This window comes from Microlunatus speluncae (genome assembly GCF_009299835.1).
In the GTDB taxonomy this organism is placed as follows: Bacteria; Actinomycetota; Actinomycetes; order Propionibacteriales; family Propionibacteriaceae; genus Microlunatus; species Microlunatus speluncae.
Map to the genome: position 1 here is coordinate 739,544 of NZ_VKCZ01000020.1, position 16,430 is coordinate 755,973.

18 protein-coding genes are annotated in these 16,430 nt (G+C 69.9%); 9 read left to right on the forward strand and 9 right to left on the reverse strand.

The window, feature by feature from the left end:
- Window positions 1–93 precede the first annotated feature (93 nt).
- Window positions 94–1,512, reverse strand: coding sequence for an LPXTG cell wall anchor domain-containing protein (locus FNH24_RS28890; RefSeq protein WP_161606366.1), 1,419 nt, complete (start codon window positions 1,510–1,512; stop codon window positions 94–96).
- Between the two features lie 311 nt (window positions 1,513–1,823).
- Here FNH24_RS28890 and FNH24_RS28895 point away from each other — a divergent pair, with 311 nt between their 5' ends.
- The 4 genes from FNH24_RS28895 to FNH24_RS28910 all read left to right on the forward strand — a co-directional run bounded on the left by FNH24_RS28895 (window position 1,824) and on the right by FNH24_RS28910 (window position 5,455).
- Window positions 1,824–2,759, forward strand: coding sequence for a PDDEXK family nuclease (locus tag FNH24_RS28895; protein WP_152365666.1), 936 nt, complete (start codon window positions 1,824–1,826; stop codon window positions 2,757–2,759).
- A 119-nt stretch (window positions 2,760–2,878) separates the two neighbouring features.
- Window positions 2,879–3,673: an ABC transporter permease gene (locus tag FNH24_RS28900; protein ID WP_152365667.1), complete on the forward strand. Its 795-nt coding sequence runs from the start codon at window positions 2,879–2,881 to the stop codon at window positions 3,671–3,673.
- Window positions 3,666–4,475, forward strand: a complete 810-nt coding sequence (locus FNH24_RS28905; protein WP_246187113.1) for an ABC transporter permease — start codon at window positions 3,666–3,668, stop codon at window positions 4,473–4,475. The genes FNH24_RS28900 and FNH24_RS28905 overlap by 8 nt, the downstream gene beginning before the upstream one ends.
- A gap of 5 nt (window positions 4,476–4,480) precedes the next feature.
- Entirely contained in the window at window positions 4,481–5,455 is a 975-nt protein-coding gene (locus tag FNH24_RS28910) for an ABC transporter ATP-binding protein (protein ID WP_152365668.1), read from the forward strand.
- A 26-nt stretch (window positions 5,456–5,481) separates the two neighbouring features.
- On the opposite strand, the gene FNH24_RS28915 is transcribed toward FNH24_RS28910, so the two are convergent.
- From FNH24_RS28915 to FNH24_RS31640, 3 genes are all read right to left on the reverse strand, one after another.
- Window positions 5,482–5,724, reverse strand: coding sequence for a helix-turn-helix transcriptional regulator (locus FNH24_RS28915; RefSeq protein ID WP_152365669.1), 243 nt, complete (start codon window positions 5,722–5,724; stop codon window positions 5,482–5,484).
- 112 nt (window positions 5,725–5,836) lie between these two features.
- Window positions 5,837–6,031, reverse strand: a complete 195-nt coding sequence (locus FNH24_RS28920) for a PspC domain-containing protein (RefSeq protein ID WP_152365670.1) — start codon at window positions 6,029–6,031, stop codon at window positions 5,837–5,839.
- A gap of 519 nt (window positions 6,032–6,550) precedes the next feature.
- Complete coding sequence (locus tag FNH24_RS31640; RefSeq protein ID WP_161606367.1) at window positions 6,551–7,096, reverse strand: hypothetical protein; 546 nt, start codon at window positions 7,094–7,096, stop codon at window positions 6,551–6,553.
- 457 nt (window positions 7,097–7,553) lie between these two features.
- Here FNH24_RS31640 and FNH24_RS28925 point away from each other — a divergent pair, with 457 nt between their 5' ends.
- From FNH24_RS28925 to purL, 5 genes are read left to right on the forward strand one after another with little or no spacing between them, the layout of a single operon-like run.
- On the forward strand, window positions 7,554–10,247 hold the full coding sequence (locus tag FNH24_RS28925; RefSeq protein ID WP_161606368.1) for an ATP-binding cassette domain-containing protein: 2,694 nt from the start codon (window positions 7,554–7,556) through the stop codon (window positions 10,245–10,247).
- Complete coding sequence (locus tag FNH24_RS28930; protein WP_152365672.1) at window positions 10,244–11,044, forward strand: ABC-2 transporter permease; 801 nt, start codon at window positions 10,244–10,246, stop codon at window positions 11,042–11,044. The genes FNH24_RS28925 and FNH24_RS28930 overlap by 4 nt, the downstream gene beginning before the upstream one ends.
- A 27-nt stretch (window positions 11,045–11,071) precedes the next feature.
- Window positions 11,072–11,365 (forward strand): phosphoribosylformylglycinamidine synthase subunit PurS, encoded by a 294-nt coding sequence (gene purS / locus FNH24_RS28935; RefSeq protein WP_152365673.1) that lies wholly within the window; start codon window positions 11,072–11,074, stop codon window positions 11,363–11,365.
- Entirely contained in the window at window positions 11,365–12,045 is a 681-nt protein-coding gene (gene purQ / locus FNH24_RS28940) for a phosphoribosylformylglycinamidine synthase subunit PurQ (protein ID WP_152365674.1), read from the forward strand. The genes purS and purQ overlap by 1 nt, the downstream gene beginning before the upstream one ends.
- A gap of 37 nt (window positions 12,046–12,082) precedes the next feature.
- On the forward strand, window positions 12,083–14,344 hold the full coding sequence (gene purL, locus FNH24_RS28945) for a phosphoribosylformylglycinamidine synthase subunit PurL (protein WP_152365675.1): 2,262 nt from the start codon (window positions 12,083–12,085) through the stop codon (window positions 14,342–14,344).
- Between the two features lie 71 nt (window positions 14,345–14,415).
- Here purL and FNH24_RS28950 read toward each other — a convergent pair whose 3' ends face one another.
- The 5 genes from FNH24_RS28950 to FNH24_RS28970 form a co-directional block, all read right to left on the reverse strand.
- Window positions 14,416–14,643, reverse strand: coding sequence for a hypothetical protein (locus FNH24_RS28950; protein WP_152365676.1), 228 nt, complete (start codon window positions 14,641–14,643; stop codon window positions 14,416–14,418).
- A gap of 67 nt (window positions 14,644–14,710) precedes the next feature.
- Complete coding sequence (locus FNH24_RS28955) at window positions 14,711–15,037, reverse strand: hypothetical protein (RefSeq protein WP_152365677.1); 327 nt, start codon at window positions 15,035–15,037, stop codon at window positions 14,711–14,713.
- Entirely contained in the window at window positions 15,037–15,672 is a 636-nt protein-coding gene (locus tag FNH24_RS28960) for a hypothetical protein (protein WP_152365678.1), read from the reverse strand. Before FNH24_RS28960 ends, FNH24_RS28955 begins: the two co-directional genes overlap by 1 nt.
- 58 nt (window positions 15,673–15,730) lie before the next feature.
- Window positions 15,731–16,162, reverse strand: a complete 432-nt coding sequence (locus FNH24_RS28965; RefSeq protein WP_161606369.1) for a type II toxin-antitoxin system VapC family toxin — start codon at window positions 16,160–16,162, stop codon at window positions 15,731–15,733.
- Window positions 16,159–16,425: a hypothetical protein gene (locus FNH24_RS28970; RefSeq protein ID WP_152365680.1), complete on the reverse strand. Its 267-nt coding sequence runs from the start codon at window positions 16,423–16,425 to the stop codon at window positions 16,159–16,161. The genes FNH24_RS28965 and FNH24_RS28970 overlap by 4 nt, the downstream gene beginning before the upstream one ends.
- Between the last annotated feature and the right edge of the window lie 5 nt (window positions 16,426–16,430).

Consider the following 16,430-nt stretch of genomic DNA (forward strand, 5'->3'; position numbering starts at 1 on the left):
AGATCCGCGACGACACGTAACCAGCCGTAAAACGATCATCGCGGGCCACAGCTGCCTGCGCAGCTGTGACCCGCGACGGATCATGCTTCGTGATCAGCCGGTTCGCCCGCGCCGGCGACGGCCGGCCGTCAGGGCGGCACTACCCGCCGCCACCAGCAGACCTGCCGCACCGAGCAGCCCGATCATGCCGGCGTTGGCGCCGGTGTCGGGCAGCTTGTCGCCGTCGTTGGAATCCGCCGGCGGCTGAGTCGGCTCGCCGGCCGGAGTCTCCGAGTTGGAGGGTTCCTCGGTCGGCTCGCCCGACGGGGACTCGGACGGTTCGTCGGTCGGCTCGTCGGACGGAGTTTCCGAGGGAGTCGGCTTGTCCGACGGGGGTTCGGTCGGCTCGTCGGACGGGGTCTCCGAGGGAGTGGGTTCCTCGGTCGGCTCGTCCGTCGGGGGCTGGCTCGGCTCGTCGGTCGGCGGCTCGCTGGGCTCGTCGGTCGGCGGCTGGGTCGGCCCACAGTCCACGTCGTCGGCGACCACCTGGATGCCCTTGCTGACGAGGTCCTGCGGCGGGCTGCCCTTACTGGCGTGAATGAGGTCGAACGGCACCCGGCCGCACTCCTCCTTGCCGTCGTCGACGGAGTGCTTGTTCGCCAGCGACACGATGCCGGGACCCTCGACCCAGGCGCCGTCGACGTTCACCGGCGCGTACGGCTTCTCGGCGAGGTTCTCCTCGCCGAGGAAGGTCAGCGTGGTGAAGGCGGCATCGTTGTTGTGCGCGATCACGAACGCCGAGAGCTCGTCGGAATACTGCCAGTCGGCCGAGAAGGCGTTCGCCACCATGTAGCTGCGCGAGTTCTGCTGCGTGTGCGGCTGCCACGCCGAGCCGGTGAAGACCTCGGTGCCGGTGGCGAAGGTCGGATCGGCCGAACGCCACGCGAACTGGCCGGCGCCGTTGGGCAGCGTGCCCGCTCCGGTCGTGTCGGTGAAGATCAAATAGAACAGGCCGTCCTTGATGATCACACTCGGCTGACCGGCACCGTAGTCATTGCCCCGGTCGACCTGATGCGATGCGGTGATGATCGGGGTCGCGGTCATCCGCTCCCACGACAGCCCGTCGCTGCTGCGAGCCACGCCGATCGAGGTCTCGCCGTCGTTCACCGCGGCGCCGTAATACAGGTAGTAGGTGCCGTCGTCGGCCTTGACCACCGACGGGTCACACGTGTGCTGTCCGTCGAAGCTGCCGTCGCCGCGCCCCTCGAAGACGATGGTCGGGGCCCCGCCACCCGGACCGGTGAACGGCCCGGCCGCGCTGCTGGACTCGGCGTACAGGATGTCGTCGCCCGCGACGTCGCCGTCGGGGTCCTGAGCGCAGTACCACATGCGGTACACGCCGTTCTCGACGATGATCGTCGGCGCGTACTCGTACGCGGCGTCGCCGCCGGTCAGCGCGCCGCCGGGAGCCCGGTAGTTGTCGGTGGTCAACGTCTCTTCAGCTGAAGCGGTCGGCGCCAGTGCGACGGCCATTGCCACACCGCAGGCGAGCCAGCCGGCGATGCGCCCGGCTCGTCTACGGGTGGGCTGCTTTTCGCGATGCATCGATTGATTCCCCAAGGATCGGTTGTCTGGTCGGGCGGAAAGCACGCCTCCCGCCAGCAGGGGATGCTAACAGCACCAGGGGCACCGGCCCCGAGTTGTCAGAACTGAGTTGTGCCATAGGGCAACCCAGTTCTGACAACTCGGTGAGGTTGTCCACAACCGAGGGCGAGTGAGTTTGGTTGTCCACAGATTTTCTTGGTGGGCGTACGAATGGGTGAGCGGGTCGCAGAGTTTCTGGCATGTTCGCCAGAGTCTCCTCACCCGAGGTTGCTGATCTTGCGACCCGGCAGGTCGGAGTCGCCACCCGGCAGCAGCTCCGGGTGGCCGGTTGCAGCCAGACGCTGATCCGATCACAGGTCGCCGCGCATCGCTGGACCGAGTGGGGATCGCACGTCGTGATCTTGCACAACTTCCAGCCGAGTCGGCATCAGTTGATGTGGGCCGCCGTCCTCGACGCCGGTTGGCCGGCCGCTCTGGCCAGCCACACGTCCCTGGAGCTGGCCGGGTTCCGGCCCTTTGCGGTGGAGGCGATCCCGGTCCATCTGATCGTTCCGCGGGGAGCGAAGGTGCAGCCGAATCCGCACGTGGTGATCCACGAGTCGCGGCGGGTGCGGCCGGAGTTCCACGTGGTCGGTCAGGGCCCGCCGAGGACGCCGATCGCCCGGTCCGCGGTCGATGCCGCGTCCTGGCAACCGTGGCCGAGATTCGCCTGCACGTTGCTGGCGGCCGTGGCCCAACAACGATTGTGTACGGCCGACGATCTCGACCGGGCCCTGCGCCAGGTCGGCCGGGTCCGGCACAAGCGACACCTGCGCGACACCGTGCTCGAGATCAGCGCCGGCTCGGCGGCGATCAGCGAGATCGACCTGGTGAAGGCCTGTGCCCGGCACGGGATCGTCCGTCCGCATCAGCAGGTCCGGCGCAACGATGTGGACGGGAAGCCGCGTTACCTCGACGCGTCCTGGCGCCTCCCGGACGGCCGGACCGTTGTCCTCGAAGTCGACGGGCGGCACCACCTGGACATCGCCCAATGGCAGGACGACGTCCGCCGGGAGCGGGCGGTCGTCATCGGCGGAGCTCAGGTGCTCCGGGCCACCGCGATCGAACTCCGCACCGACCAAGAACGCGTCATCGCCGACCTCCGCGCCATCGGAGTGCCGAGTTGTCAGAACTGAGTTGTGTCATAGGGCTTCTCAGTTCTGACAAGTCGGCTGGGGGCGACACGCCGGGGGGCGGTGGGGACACTCCACTAGGCGTTGACCGGTGGGGTGGGCGTGCATAAAGTCCCGCGATTGTGCGTACCTTCTTCGAGCTCGCCCGGGCAGAGTTCAGGAGGTTCAGCAGTTACCGGCTGGCGGTGGTCGCGGGAGTGTTCACCAACTCGGTGTTCGGGTTCATCCGGGCCAGCGTGCTGCTCGGGGCGGTGGACAGCGCGGGCGGGAATCTCGCCGGTTACACGCGGGAGCAGGCGTCGAGCTATGTCTGGCTGGGTCAGGCGCTGCTCGCGTCGGTCGCGATCTGGGGCTGGACGGAGATCGCCGACCGGGTGAAGAACGGCGAGATCGCGGTCGATCTGGCGCGACCGGTGGATCTCTACTTCTCCTGGTGGGCCAGGGATCTGGGCCGGGCGGCGTTCACGCTGCCGGCCCGTGGGCTGCCGCCGTTCCTGGTCGGGGCGCTGCTGATGGGGGTGGTGCTGCCGACCGCACCGTCCTCCTACCTGCTCGGCGTGATCAGCCTGGTGCTGGCCGTGTCGATCAGCTTCACGCTGCGCTTCTTGATCAATCTGGCCGCCTTCTGGGTGATCGACATCCGCGGCCTGATCGGGATGTCGGTGGTGATCAGCAGCTTCTTCTGCGGCCTGTTCGTCCCGGTCCACCTGTTCCCGGACTGGCTGCGGACGATCGCGTACGCGACCCCGTTCCCCGCCCTGCTGCAGTACCCGATCGACGTCTTCTCCGCTCGGGCCACCGGGCTGGCGGCGCTGCAGGCGGTCGGGGTGCAGGCGGCCTGGCTGGTCGCGCTGGTCGCCGTGTCCCGCCTCGTGCTGCACCGGGCCTCGCAGAAACTGGTGGTGCAGGGTGGCTGAGCTGAGTCTGCTGATGTCCTACCGGACCGTGCTCGCATCGCGGATCCGCGCCCAGGCCTCGTACCGGCTGAGCTTCACGGTCGAGACCTTCAATTCGATCTTGATCGGGATCGTCGAGTTCGCCGAGATCTACGTCCTGCTGGCCAACGTGCCGCAGCTCGGCGGGCTGTCCCTGGCCCAGGCGGCCCTGGTGTTTGCCCTGGCCAACCTCGGATTCGCGATCGCCGACATGATCTTCGGGCAGCTCGACTCGATCCCGCAGTATCTCCGGATGGGGCGACTGGAGTCGTTCCTGACCCGGCCGATGCCGCTGATGGCCCAGATGATCACCGCCGACATCCAGCTGCGCCGGCTCGGCCGAGCCTTGGTCGGTCTGGTGATCTTGGTCATCGCCTGGTCCTTCCTCGGCCTGCCGATGACGCCGGGCACGCTCTGGTTGTTGATCTTGACGCCGATCACCGGAGCGGCGATCTACGGCGCCATGTTTGCGCTGGCCGGCGGGATCCAGTTCTTCGTCATCGACGGGGCCGAGTTCACCAACGCCTTCGTCTACGGGGGTGGCTACGCCGGCCAGATCCCGGGCAGCGTGCTGCTGCTGCCGATCCGGGTGCTGTTCACGTTCGTCATTCCGGCGACCGTGACCGCCTACCTGCCGGCGTTGTTGATCATGGGATTGCCCGGCCCGGCGCTGCTGCCCAGCTGGCTCGGCTGGTTCGCGCCGCTGTTCGCGATCTGGGCCTGGTGCCTGGCGGCGTTGACCTGGCGCGCGGGCGTACGAAGGTTCACCGGAGCAGGAGGGTAGGCACTATGGCCGAACCGATCATCGAGTTCACCGACCTGCGCCGGACGTTCGTGGTCCGGACCAAGGCCGGGCTGTTGCGCCGCGCCAAGCGTGAGGTGCACGCGGTCGACGGGATCAGCGTCACCATCGCGCCGGGCGAGGCGGTCGGCTACATCGGCGCCAACGGTGCCGGCAAGTCGACCACGATCAAGATGATCACCGGCATCCTGGTGCCTTCCTCCGGCGAGGTCCGGACCTGCGGCATGGAGCCGGTGGCCAACCGGCGCCGGCTGGCGCGCGAGATCGGGGTCGTGTTCGGCCAGCGCAGCCAACTCTGGTGGGATCTGCCGTTGCGGGAGTCGTTCCGGATCCTGGCCGCGATCCACCGGATCAAGCCCGCGGACGCGCAGCCGCGGATCGACGAACTGATCGCCGACCTGGCCCTGGACGAACTGCTGGACACCCCGGTCCGGCAACTGTCATTGGGCGAACGGATGCGGGGCGAGGTCGCCGCCGCGCTGGTGCACCGACCGCGGTTGCTGGTCCTGGACGAGCCGTCGATCGGCCTGGACATGATCAGCAAGGAGCGGCTGCGGAACTTCCTGTACGCCGAGCGGGAGCGGCAGGGCACCACGCTGCTGCTGACGACGCACGACATGGGCGACATCGAGCGGCTCTGCGATCGCGTGCTGGTGGTGGATCACGGCCGGCTGGCGTACGACGGAACGTTGGCCGGGCTGACCGAACGGGTGGCGTTGCAGCGGGTGCTGGTGGTTGACCTGCCGGCGGCGCACGAGCCGTTGCGGCTGGCCAGCGCGGAAAACGTGGGGGTCGAACTCGAGGGACAGCGGCAGCGGCTCGCGTTCTCCCCGGAACAGACCACGGCGGCGCGGGTGCTGGCCGAGGTGTCGGCCCAGGTCGACGTGGTCGACCTCACCCTGGAGGAGCCGGCGATCGAGGAGATCGTCCGGACGCTCTACCACGGCCAGGTGCGGTCCTGATCGGACCGCACCTCGTGTGGGTGGGCTCAGGCGAAGGCCAGGTCGGGCTCGCCGACCCGCAGCCAGGTCCAGATGGTGGTGCCGGTCGCGACGGCCAGCCGGCGGGCGGTCTGCAGGTTGATCGACCGGACGCCGGCCAGGATGTCCTGCAGCAACTCGAGCGTGATCCCCGATCGGGCGGCGAACCCGGCGACCCCCCAGCCGCGAGCCTGGATTTCCTGGGCCAGATAGTCGGCCGCGGTGGGTGGGGGAAGAACTGTCTCCTTCATTCCGTGTCTCCTTAGTCTGCTGGCCGTAACTCTGCACCTGAGGTCTGACAGAACCGGCCGTTATCGAGGCAACGTCTCGATGACCTGGCCGGGTTCCGGGTGGTGACCCGGTTCACAGTCGGGACGAGCCCTCCTCGGGGATCAACAGCCAACCGCCGATGTAGATCAGGATCTGCGGGCCGGGCAGCAGCATCGACAGCACGAAGATGATCCGGACGACGTTGGCGGAGATGCCGAACCGTCGACCGATCGCCGAGCACACGCCGGCGATCATCCGGTCGTTCCGGGGACGGGCGAGGGTGCTCATGGTGTCCTCCTGGGACTGAGTCGGTGAAGTTCTCTTGTGGTGAACCGTAGGACCCACTCTGCCCCATCAGAACGATCCGAAACCGTGTCTTGCAGGCATCCTCCGGGAGCCACTCAGGGACCCGATGGGTGACACCCCGAGAATCGGTGCGCGACCGTCGATCGTCCTCCGATTTGGACACGTACCAGGGGTTCTGGGCGGTACGCGGTCGAGCGCTGTAGGTTACTCCCAAGGCCCGGCGACTCACACGAACCCGTGGCCGATTTTGGGCGGCGTCGGGGGTCAGCTGCGCATGTACCTTCTCCGGATGAGGTAGGCGAACGTGGTACATCCGCGCCGTGGATTCGATGGCGACGCGGTTGACCCTGCGCAGACGACGGCACCGGTGCCGACGATGGAAACCGGTGCTGCGTCGCGGGGGCAGCCGCGCCGGGCTGGGGCCGCACGAGCGGCGCCCGGCTCTGATGCCGCGCCCGCCCCCACCGCTTACGGTCGCCACGACCCGTCCTTCCCCGACGATCAGCCCTCCGGGCGGCGGTCACAGCCCGCACCGACGCGTTCGGCCGTGACCCCCGAGTACGGCGACCCTGGCCGGATCGAACCACCGCGGTCCCGTCGCTCCGCCGACGGTCCGACCCGATCCTTCGAGACCCCGCCTCGATCCGCCGCCCCTTCCCACTCGGCGGCCCCTTCCCGATCAGCCGGCCCGACCAGGTCGTTCGATCCGCCGGCGCGCCCGGCCGAGTCGCCGAACCGCTGGGTGGAGGCGCCCGCGCGGCCGTCCCCGTCCTCGTCGCCGACCCGGTCCGCGGCGGAGCCCGATCGCACCGACCGGCCCGCGGCTCGACGGTCGCCGGCGCCGACCCGGTCAGCCGCCGAACCCACCCAGCCGGTACGACCTCCGTCCCGCTCGGCCGTCGACCCCACCCGGCCCGCCGCGTACGACAGTGGATCCTCGGCGTCCCGGGATTCCGACGGGACCCCCGGCCGGCGTTCGGCCGCCACCAACAGCTGGGGGCCGCCACCGATCTGGTCCGATCCCTCGTCCGCGCGGTCCGGATCCACCCCGGGACGCTCGGATCGCTCGCTCGGGCGAGCGGAACCGGCTCCTGACCACTCCGTCGCTCGATCGGACGACGGCCCGGCCCGGCCCGGTCGTGCCGCCCGGCCCGCCGAGCCGCGGCCGAGCCGCTCGGCCGAATCCGCCGGCCCGCCCTACCAGGGCCGCTCGGCCGAATCCGCCGGCCCGCCCTACCAGGGCCGCTCGGCCGAATCCGCCGGCCAGCTCTACTCGGGCCGCTCGACGGGCGGAGCGTCGGCCCGGTCGGCCGGCACCCCGGCCCGGTCCTACGACCCGCCGGCGCGCTCCGAGCCCTCTTACCCGCCAGCCGAGCCGTCGGCCCGTGACCTGGACCGGCCGTCCCGCGCGGCCCGGTCCCGGTCCTACGATCCGCCGGCGCCGGATCCGGGGCCCCGGTCGGCTCCGGCCGAGCCCACGTCGCGGATCGATCGCCCGGCTCCGGTGCCGGAGCCGCGATCCCGGGCCTATGAGGAATCGCCGCGGTCGGCCGAGCCGCCGGCTCGATCCGATGACTCCTGGTCCCGACTGGGTGGGTCGTCGCGATCGCGCTCGGCCGAGCCGCGATCGCGGGCCTACGAGTCACCGTCGCGTTCGGCCGGGTCGGCCCGGTCCGCGCGGTCGTACGAGACGCCGTCCCGGACCGCCGAACCGGTCCGTCCCACCGAGCCGTCCTGGTCGGACGAGGCTCCGTTCCGGTCCTCCGAGTCACCGTCGCGTTCGGCGGGATCGGCCCGGTCTGCGCGGTCGTACGAGACCCCGTCCCGGACCGCCGAGCCGTCCCGTTCGGACCAAGCTCAGTTCCGGTCCGCCGAGTCGTCGTCGCGGTCCATCGAGCCGCAGTCCTTCGAATCCCGCTCGTCCGAGCCGGGGGCGCGGGGCCAGGAGCCGTCCCGATCGGCCGAGCGACCCAGTCGGCCGGCCGAGCCGTCGTCGCGTTCGTACGACTCGCGATCCCTTGGCTCACCGTCCCGCCCGGCCGATCCGCCGCACCGGTCGCGCGAATCATCGAGCCGTTCGGCGAGCTCGTTCGACGACTCCACCCAGACCTTCGCCGCGCTGGACGACACGACCCGCACCTTCAGCGCGGCGTCCGGCACCTCGGTCGGTTCGCCCGGCGTCTTCGACGATTCGACCCGGACGTTCGCCGCGTACGACGAGCCGACCAGCACCTTCGACGCCGTGCCGCGGTCCGGCGAGTCACCGACCGGCCTGGCCGATCGGGGCCGCACCCGGCCGAACGAGCCGGCCACCCGGCCGGTCGACCACCGCACCCGCCGGGTCGAGCCAACGATGCACACGGCCCAGACCCCGCCCCGCCCCGAGTCGGTACGGGCTCGGGCCGCGACCGACCCGGCCCGCTCGGCAACCAGCGCCGGACCCGCCGCCCGACCGCGCACCGCGGCCCGCACCGGCACGACCGAAGGCCTGTTCCCGTCCGAGGACCGGATCCCCGCCGCCGACCTGCTCCCGTCCGAAGAGCTGTTCCGCTCGGCCCCGCGGTCGAGCGAGCCTCGGTCCGCCGACCGCGGTCGGTCCGAGTCCCGGCAGTCGGAGCCGGCTGAGCTGCCGCGTTCCGCCGATTCCGCGTCCCGCGCCGGCCGGCCGGCCCCGACGTTCGACCGGACCTTCGGCGCCCTGATCGCCGAGCCGGAGGCCGGTGCGGCCGAGCTGCCGGTCAGCCGCCCCGCGGTGGCCCGGTCGGCGGGCACCGCCCGGCCGCCCGCCTCGCGCCGGCCCGGTGACGAGGCGCCGGCCCGTCCCGATCGTCGGCCCACACCGCAGCGATCCGGCGCGAGGTCGGAGGCCTTGTTCCCGGCCGAGCCGGCGCTGCCATCGGAGTCGCTGTTCGACGCCGAGGCGATGTTCGCGCCGGAGTCCCGGGCGGCCGCCGCGCCGGAGCCGACGATCCGCACGCCGCGGCCGCCGCTCGATCCCCGGATCGGATCGGTCCGGTCCCACCCGGACGCGCGGCACCAGCCGGAGCCGGACCTCCCGGAAGAGCCCGAATACCAGCCTGAGCCGGAGGCCGAGTCGGAGCCGCGACCGGAGGCTCGGGTCTACAAGGATCCGCTGCACCGCCTCGAGTCCCGGTCCGCCGCTCCCGAAGCCCGTTCCAACCTCCGGACCCGGCCCGGCCAGTCCGCCGGCGGACGTACGCCCGGAGCCGGCAAGGCCGCCGAGGAGCCGGACCGGAAGCGGGACGGTTCGCTCCAGGTCGACGCCAACCTGCTGCCGACGATCGAGGTCGAGCCGATCAAGATCAACGGCCTGAGCAAGCAGTTCGACGACAACTGGGCCGTCCGCGACCTGAGTTTCACCGTGGCGCCGGGCCGGGTCACCGGTTTGCTCGGGCCGACTGGCGCGGGGAAGACGACCACGCTGCGGATGCTGGTCGGGCTGACCCGGCCGACCAGCGGCACGGCGACGTTCGGTGATCACGGCTATGCCGCGCTGCGGCACCCGCAGCGGATGGTCGGCACCGTCCTCGGCCGCAACTTCCATCCCCGGCACAGTGGCCGTGATCATCTCCGAGTCGCCGCGGCGACCGCCGGCGTGAGCGATGATCAGGTCGACGATCTGCTCTATCTGGTCGGCCTCTCCGACGCGGCCAACCGCCCCGCTGACTCGTACTCGCTCGGCATGCAACAGCGCCTCGCGATTGCCGGCGCGCTGCTCGGCGAGCCCGAGTATCTGATCTTGGACGAGCCCGCGATCGGCCTCGATCCGGACGGGATCCGCTGGCTGCGCGGCTTCCTGCGGTCGTTCGCCGCGACCGGCCGCGCGGTGCTGATCTCGTCCCATCTGCTGAACGACGCGCAGCGGATCGTCGACGACGTCGTGGTGATCCGGGACGGCCGGTTGATCAACCAGATCAACATGGCCGATCTGGCCGGCAGCCAGGGCACCACCCGGCTCCGGGTCGATGACGTCAGCGCCGCCCGGGCCGCGTTGGCCGATGTCGCCGAGACGCTCGTCTGCGGTGACGAGGAGGGCCGCTACCTGCGCGTCCTCAGCCAGGACGTGGCCGAGATCGGTTTCCGGCTGTACCGGTCCGATGTCATCGTCTACGAACTGGTCCGGGAGGAGCTCAACCTGGAGCAGCTGTTCTTCAGCGCTCTCGAAGGCGCTGCATGATCGGTGTTCTCCGGGCGGAACTGATCAAGGTTCGCGCCGACCGCCCGTCCCGGGTGCTGTTGATCCTCGGCTTCGTCCTGGGAATCGGTTCCGCGGTGCTCACCGGCGTGCTCGCGATCAGGCCCGAGCTGGCCGCCGGCCAACCGGCTACCGTGCTCGGCCGGGACGCGAGCGCGGTGATCGGGATCTACAACGGGGCCATCCCGATGACCCGGATCCTGGCGCTGGTCGCCGGTGCGTTGGCGATGAGCCGTGAATACAGTCACAAGACCCTGGCCCTGACCTATCTGTCCACACCCAACCGCTACAGCGTGATCGGCGCCAAGGCCGGTGCGCAGGCCCTGATCGGCCTGATCATCGGGCTGGTCAGCGTGCTGATCGGCTTCGTCGTCGCGACCGTGTTCATCATCGTCACGTCGGGCTCGTTCTTCCTCGACCAGGCCGGCACCTGGGGCGCGCTGCTGCTCGGCGTGCTGTCGATCGCGGTCTGGTCCCTGATCGGCTGCGCGGCCGGGGTGCTGATCCGCGACGTCGTGATCACGCTGGCGATCACCCTCGGCTTCTGCTTCCTGGTCGACCCGACCGTGGCCGTGATCTTCGCCGACCAGGGCTGGACCCTGGCGCAGAACCTGCTGCCCAGCGGCGCCACGGCCGCCATGGTGCAGAGTCACAGCGTGCTGATGCTGGCCAGCGCCAATCCGTTCCCGCCGGGGCTGGCCGCGCTGGTGCTGATCGGCTGGTGCCTGATTCCCGGCGTCATCGGCACCGCGCTCACGATCAGCCGCGATGTCGAGTGAGCGCTCGGCTGCCGATAGGATTCCCGCATGGCGCGCGTAGTGGTAGATGTGATGCCGAAGCCGGAAATCCTTGACCCGCAGGGCAAAGCCGTCACCGGCGCGCTCGGCCGGCTCGGTTTCTCCGGCATCTCGGTACGGCAGGGCAAGCGGTTCGAGCTCGAGATCGAGGGTGACGCGACCCCCGACCGGCTGGCCGAGGTGGAGCGAGCGGCCGAGACGCTGCTGGCCAACACCGTGATCGAGACCTTCGAGGTCCGGATCGACGCGGCACCCGAAGAGTCCGCCGCTCCGGCCGACAGCGACGGCGAGGCCGGCGCCTGATGCCACCCCGGATCGGCGTCGTCACCTTCCCCGGGTCGCTCGACGATCACGACGCGCTGCGCGCGATCGAGCTCAACGGCGGCCAGTCCGTGCCGCTCTGGCACGGCAGCGACTCCCTGACCGGCGTGGACGCGGTCATCCTGCCCGGCGGCTTCTCCTACGGCGACTACCTGCGCTGCGGCGCGATCGCCCGGTTCGCCCCGATCATGGCCGAGGTGATCCGGTCCGCGGAGGCCGGAATGCCGGTCCTCGGCATCTGCAACGGCTTCCAGATCCTCTGCGAGGCGCACCTGCTGCCCGGCGCGCTGGTCCGCAACGACGTGCGGACCTTCGTCTGCCGCGACCAGCGGCTCCGGGTCGAGTCCACCGACACCACCTGGACGTCGGACTTCCGGATCGGCCAGGAGATCACCATCGTGCTCAAGAACGGCGAGGGCGGGTACGTCGCCGACCAGCCGACCCTGGACATGCTGGAGTCGGAGGGCCGGGTCGTCTTCCGCTATCTGGACGGCAACCCGAACGGTTCCTACCGCGACATCGCCGGCATCTGCAACGAGCGCGGCAACGTCGTCGGCCTGATGCCGCACCCCGAGCACAACGTCGAGGAGTTGACCGGCCCGTCCACCGACGGCCGCGCCTTCTTCGGCAGCGTGCTCAACTTCCTCGCCGCCCGGGCCTGACCGGCCCCCCAATCCCAGAGATCGGTAGTTTCTTCCTGTGGCCGACACCGTCGAGAACGCGAGTAAGACCCCGGACCAGGCACTGCCCTGGGCCGACCTGGGCCTGAAGGCCGACGAGTACGAGCGGATCGTGGCGATCCTGGAGCGCCGGCCCACCGCGGCCGAGCTCGCCATGTATTCGGTGATGTGGTCCGAGCACTGCTCGTACAAGTCGTCCAAGGTGCATCTGCGCCGGTTCGGCGAGCTGACCCAGGAGACGCCGGTCGGCAAGATGCTGGCCGGGATCGGCGAGAACGCGGGCGTGATCGACGTCGGCCAGGGCTATGCGGTCACGTTCAAGATCGAATCGCACAACCATCCGAGCTACGTGGAGCCGTTCCAGGGGGCGGCCACCGGGGTCGGCGGCATCGTCCGCGACATCCTGGCCATGGGCGCGCGACCGGTCGGCGTGATGGACTCGCTCCGGTTCGGTCCGCTGGACGCGCCGGACACCGCCCGGGTGCTGCCCGGCGTGGTCGCCGGTGTCGGCCAGTACGGCAACTGCCTCGGCCTGCCCAACATCGGCGGCGAGGTCGGCTTCGACACCACCTACCTCGGCAACCCGCTGGTGAACGCGCTCTGCGTCGGCGTGCTGCGGCACGAGGACCTGCATCTGGCCAAGGCGACCGGCACCGGCAACAAGGTGATCTTGTACGGCGCGGCGACGGGGGGCGACGGGATCGGCGGGGTCAGCGTGCTGGCCAGCGAGACCTTCGACTCCGACGGCCCGGCCAAGCGGCCGAGTGTCCAGGTCGGCGACCCGTTCATGGAGAAGCTGCTGATCGAGTGCACGCTGGAGGTGTTCGCGGCCGAGATCGTCAGCGGCATCCAGGATCTCGGCGGCGCCGGGCTGTCCTGCGCGACCTCCGAGCTGGCCAGCGCCGGCGACGGCGGGATGCATGTTGATCTTGATCTGGTCCCGCTGCGCGACTCGACGCTCAGCCCGGAAGAGATCCTGATGAGCGAGTCGCAGGAACGGATGATGGCCGTCGTCGAGCCGGGCAACGTCGACAAGTTCCTGGAGATCTGCCAGAAGTGGGACGTCCAGGCCACGGTGATCGGCGAGGTGACCGACTCCGACCGGTTGGTGATCAACTGGCACGGCGAGACCATCGTCGACGTGCCGCCGCGGACCGTCGCGCACGAGGGTCCCGTGTACGAGCGGCCGCTGGCCCGGCCGGCCTGGCAGGACGAGGTGCAGGCCCGGACGGTTGATGATCTTGTCCGGCCGCAGACCGGCGCCGAGCTGGCCGACACCCTGCTCCGGCTGCTCGGCTCTGATCAACTCTGCGACCGGTCCTGGGTGACCGATCAGTACGACCGCTACGTCCGCGGCAACTCGGTGCTGGCCCAGCCGGACGATGCCGGCATGATCAGGATCGACGAGCAGACCGGCCTCGGGGTGGCCCTGGCCACCGACTGCAACGGCCGGTTCTGTTACCTGGATCCCTACCGTGGCGCGCAACTGGCGCTGGCCGAGGCGTACCGGAACGTCGCGGTGAGTGGCGCCAAGCCGGTCGCGGTGAGTGACTGCCTGAACTTCGGTTCGCCGGAGGAGCCGGCGGTGATGTGGCAGTTCTCCGAGGCGATCCGCGGCCTGGTCGACGCCTGCGCCGTCCTCGGCACCCCGGTCACCGGCGGCAACGTGAGCTTCTACAACCAGACCGGCGAGACCGCGATCCTGCCGACACCGGTGATCGGCGTGCTCGGCGTGATCGACGACGTGGCGCGGCGGACGCCGTCCGGCTTCCAGCAGGCCGGCGACATGATCTTCCTGCTCGGCCGGACCGCCGACGAGCTGGCCGGCTCGGCCTGGGCCGGGGTCGTTCATGATCATCTCGGCGGGCTGCCGCCGGCGCTGGATCTCGAGCACGAGCAGCGACTGGCCGAGTTGTTGATCAGTGGGGCGCGGAAGGGCATCCTGGCCAGTGCCCACGACCTGTCCGACGGCGGCCTCGGCCAGGCCATGGTCGAGGCCATGCTGCGCCGCGACCTCGGCGCCCAGATCGTGCTCCCTGCCGGCCTCGCTCCGTTCGTCTCCCTGTTCTCCGAGACGACCGGCCGGGTGCTGATCTCGGTCCGGCCGGAGACCCGGGCCGAGTTCCTCGGCCTATGCGCGACGCACGGGATCTCCCGGACCGAGCTGGGCGTGGTGACCGAGCAGCGGGACTTCGCCGTCTCCGGCCAGTTCACCCTGCCGCTGGACCGGATCCGGGAGACCTGGGCCGGCTCCATCCCGGCCGCCCTCGGCGTCAGCTGACGGGCTCAGAGCTATCCGACCAGGGCGAACGGCCACGGCCCGGGCCATCTGGGTGTGACGCGTGGCAGTGATCAGAGCCAGGGCGCGGGCGGCGGGGATTCAGCTCCCTCGAACAAGTACTGGTACGCGGCCTGGAGGTAGGCGTACAGGGCGTCCTCGTCGTCGAAGTCCAGATCGTTGATCAGCCCCCATCCGCGCAGCGTCAACGATCGCGTGTCGAGTAGCTCGCGGAAATGATCACGCAACGTCGCGTATGCCTCGTCGCCGCGCCAGGGGAGGTCCCGGCGAGTGTTTTCCATATCAACCGCCCCATCGGAGGATAGGGCGACGCTGAGGAGGGACTCGAGGTCACGATCCATGACTACCTCACGTGTTTCGGCTGCGATCGGTTCCGTGGCCTTCGTTCTTCAGCTCACCGATCGCCTCCGAGATGACTTCCGGGTCGGCCTTGTTGTCCTTGCTGCTGGACGCCTCGTGATCTTGCACGACTCCTTCGGACGGTCGGCCGGGCAGCCGGCGCGGATGCTCGGCTAGGTCCGGCTCAACGAGGTGGCTCTGCTCGGCGGCACTCGCTTCGAAGTCTTGATCACTCTTCGCAAACGGGTTGTCCTCCGGCCGGTCGGCGGCATCCGACGGGGGAGTCTTCCGCTCCGGATCTTCGTCCTCCGGCGGCCCGGTCCGGTCCACCGCCATCAGCGGGCCCTCCGATCGAGGAAGTGTCGGGCCGGCCAGTCGGTCACGAGAAGATCGTCGAGGAGCACCGCCAGTCGGGCCGACCAGAACGGGCTGTCCGCCTCGCATCCGACCGCCAGTTCCAGCCGGGAGGGCGTATCCGCACCATGAAGGATCAACCGGACATCGACAATATCCATGGCACTTGTGACGCACCATCGGTGCCATTCGCCCGATTCGCAGCCGGACTTGTTGTCGTTCACCCAGCCGTTGATCGCGGCATTCACGTGCTCGGCCAGCGGGTCAGGGCTCAACCGAGTGGCGAACGCGATCGCCCGCGACGCGACAGCGCGGTCGACGGCGTGCGAGATCGTACACTCGCGATGCCGTGGCCCGAACAGCGCGAGCCCGTCGAGCAGCTCGGACTTCAGGACCGGCATCGGTTCGCCGATCAGATGGGCGACAACGCTCAGCTCGGCCCAGACGACGAGCAGCGGCTCACGTTCCAATTCCCGCTCCGCATGACGGATCTGGCGTAGGGTGCACGGCTCGGCCCGACACGCCGCTCCGCAGGTCGCACTGCGCGGCGAGACCAGCGGCGCCGCCGAGGTCAGTGTCGCGGCCAGCGCGGCTGCATCCGCTGTGTTCTCCCGCACCAGGCCAGGCTAATGCGCGACCTCGGTGCCGGGGCCGCTCGACTGCTGCCGGCCGGGCTCAATTCGGGTCGGTCAGCGACGCCGGATCGATCCGACGAAGGCCGAGGATCCCGTCGAAGGCGCTGTCCGGCGACACGATGACATCGATGCCGTGGACCAGCGCCGTTGCGGCATGGACCGCATCTCGTCCCCGAATGGTGGGGACATGCTCGATCAGGTGCAGTGCGGCGTCGAGGATCGGGACATCGAAGGCCAGCACGGTGCACAGACTGGCAACATCTCGCCCATCGGCGGCCGCGGCGGAACGATCACCGGTCCGTCGCAGCCGGTGATGGACCAGTTCCTGGATCATCTCGACGCTGGCGAAGGCCATGAATCTGCCCGTCGCCGCCCAGCGAAGCACGCTCAGACAACGCTGCTTCCAGCTGCTGTCGTCACCGAGGGCGTAGGTCGGAACAGCACTGTCGATCAGGGCTCGACCTTCGATCACGGGAGATCCTTCAGATACTCGCGCTCGAAGCTCTCCTTCTCCTCGTCCCAGTCGATCGGGCCCTGGTTGGGATGGGCCTCGGCCCTGGCCAACAGTCGCGCCAACGCCTCCTCTTTGGAGCGCTGACCCCGCCGCAACCGCTCGTCGACCGCCTCGCGGACGACCGCCGCGACGCTCTGTTTGCTAGCCCGGGCCTCATCCTCGAGTGCTGCGTATTGGGCTGGATCGAACAGGATCTGGACCCGTCGCTGCAACGTAGCCATGCACA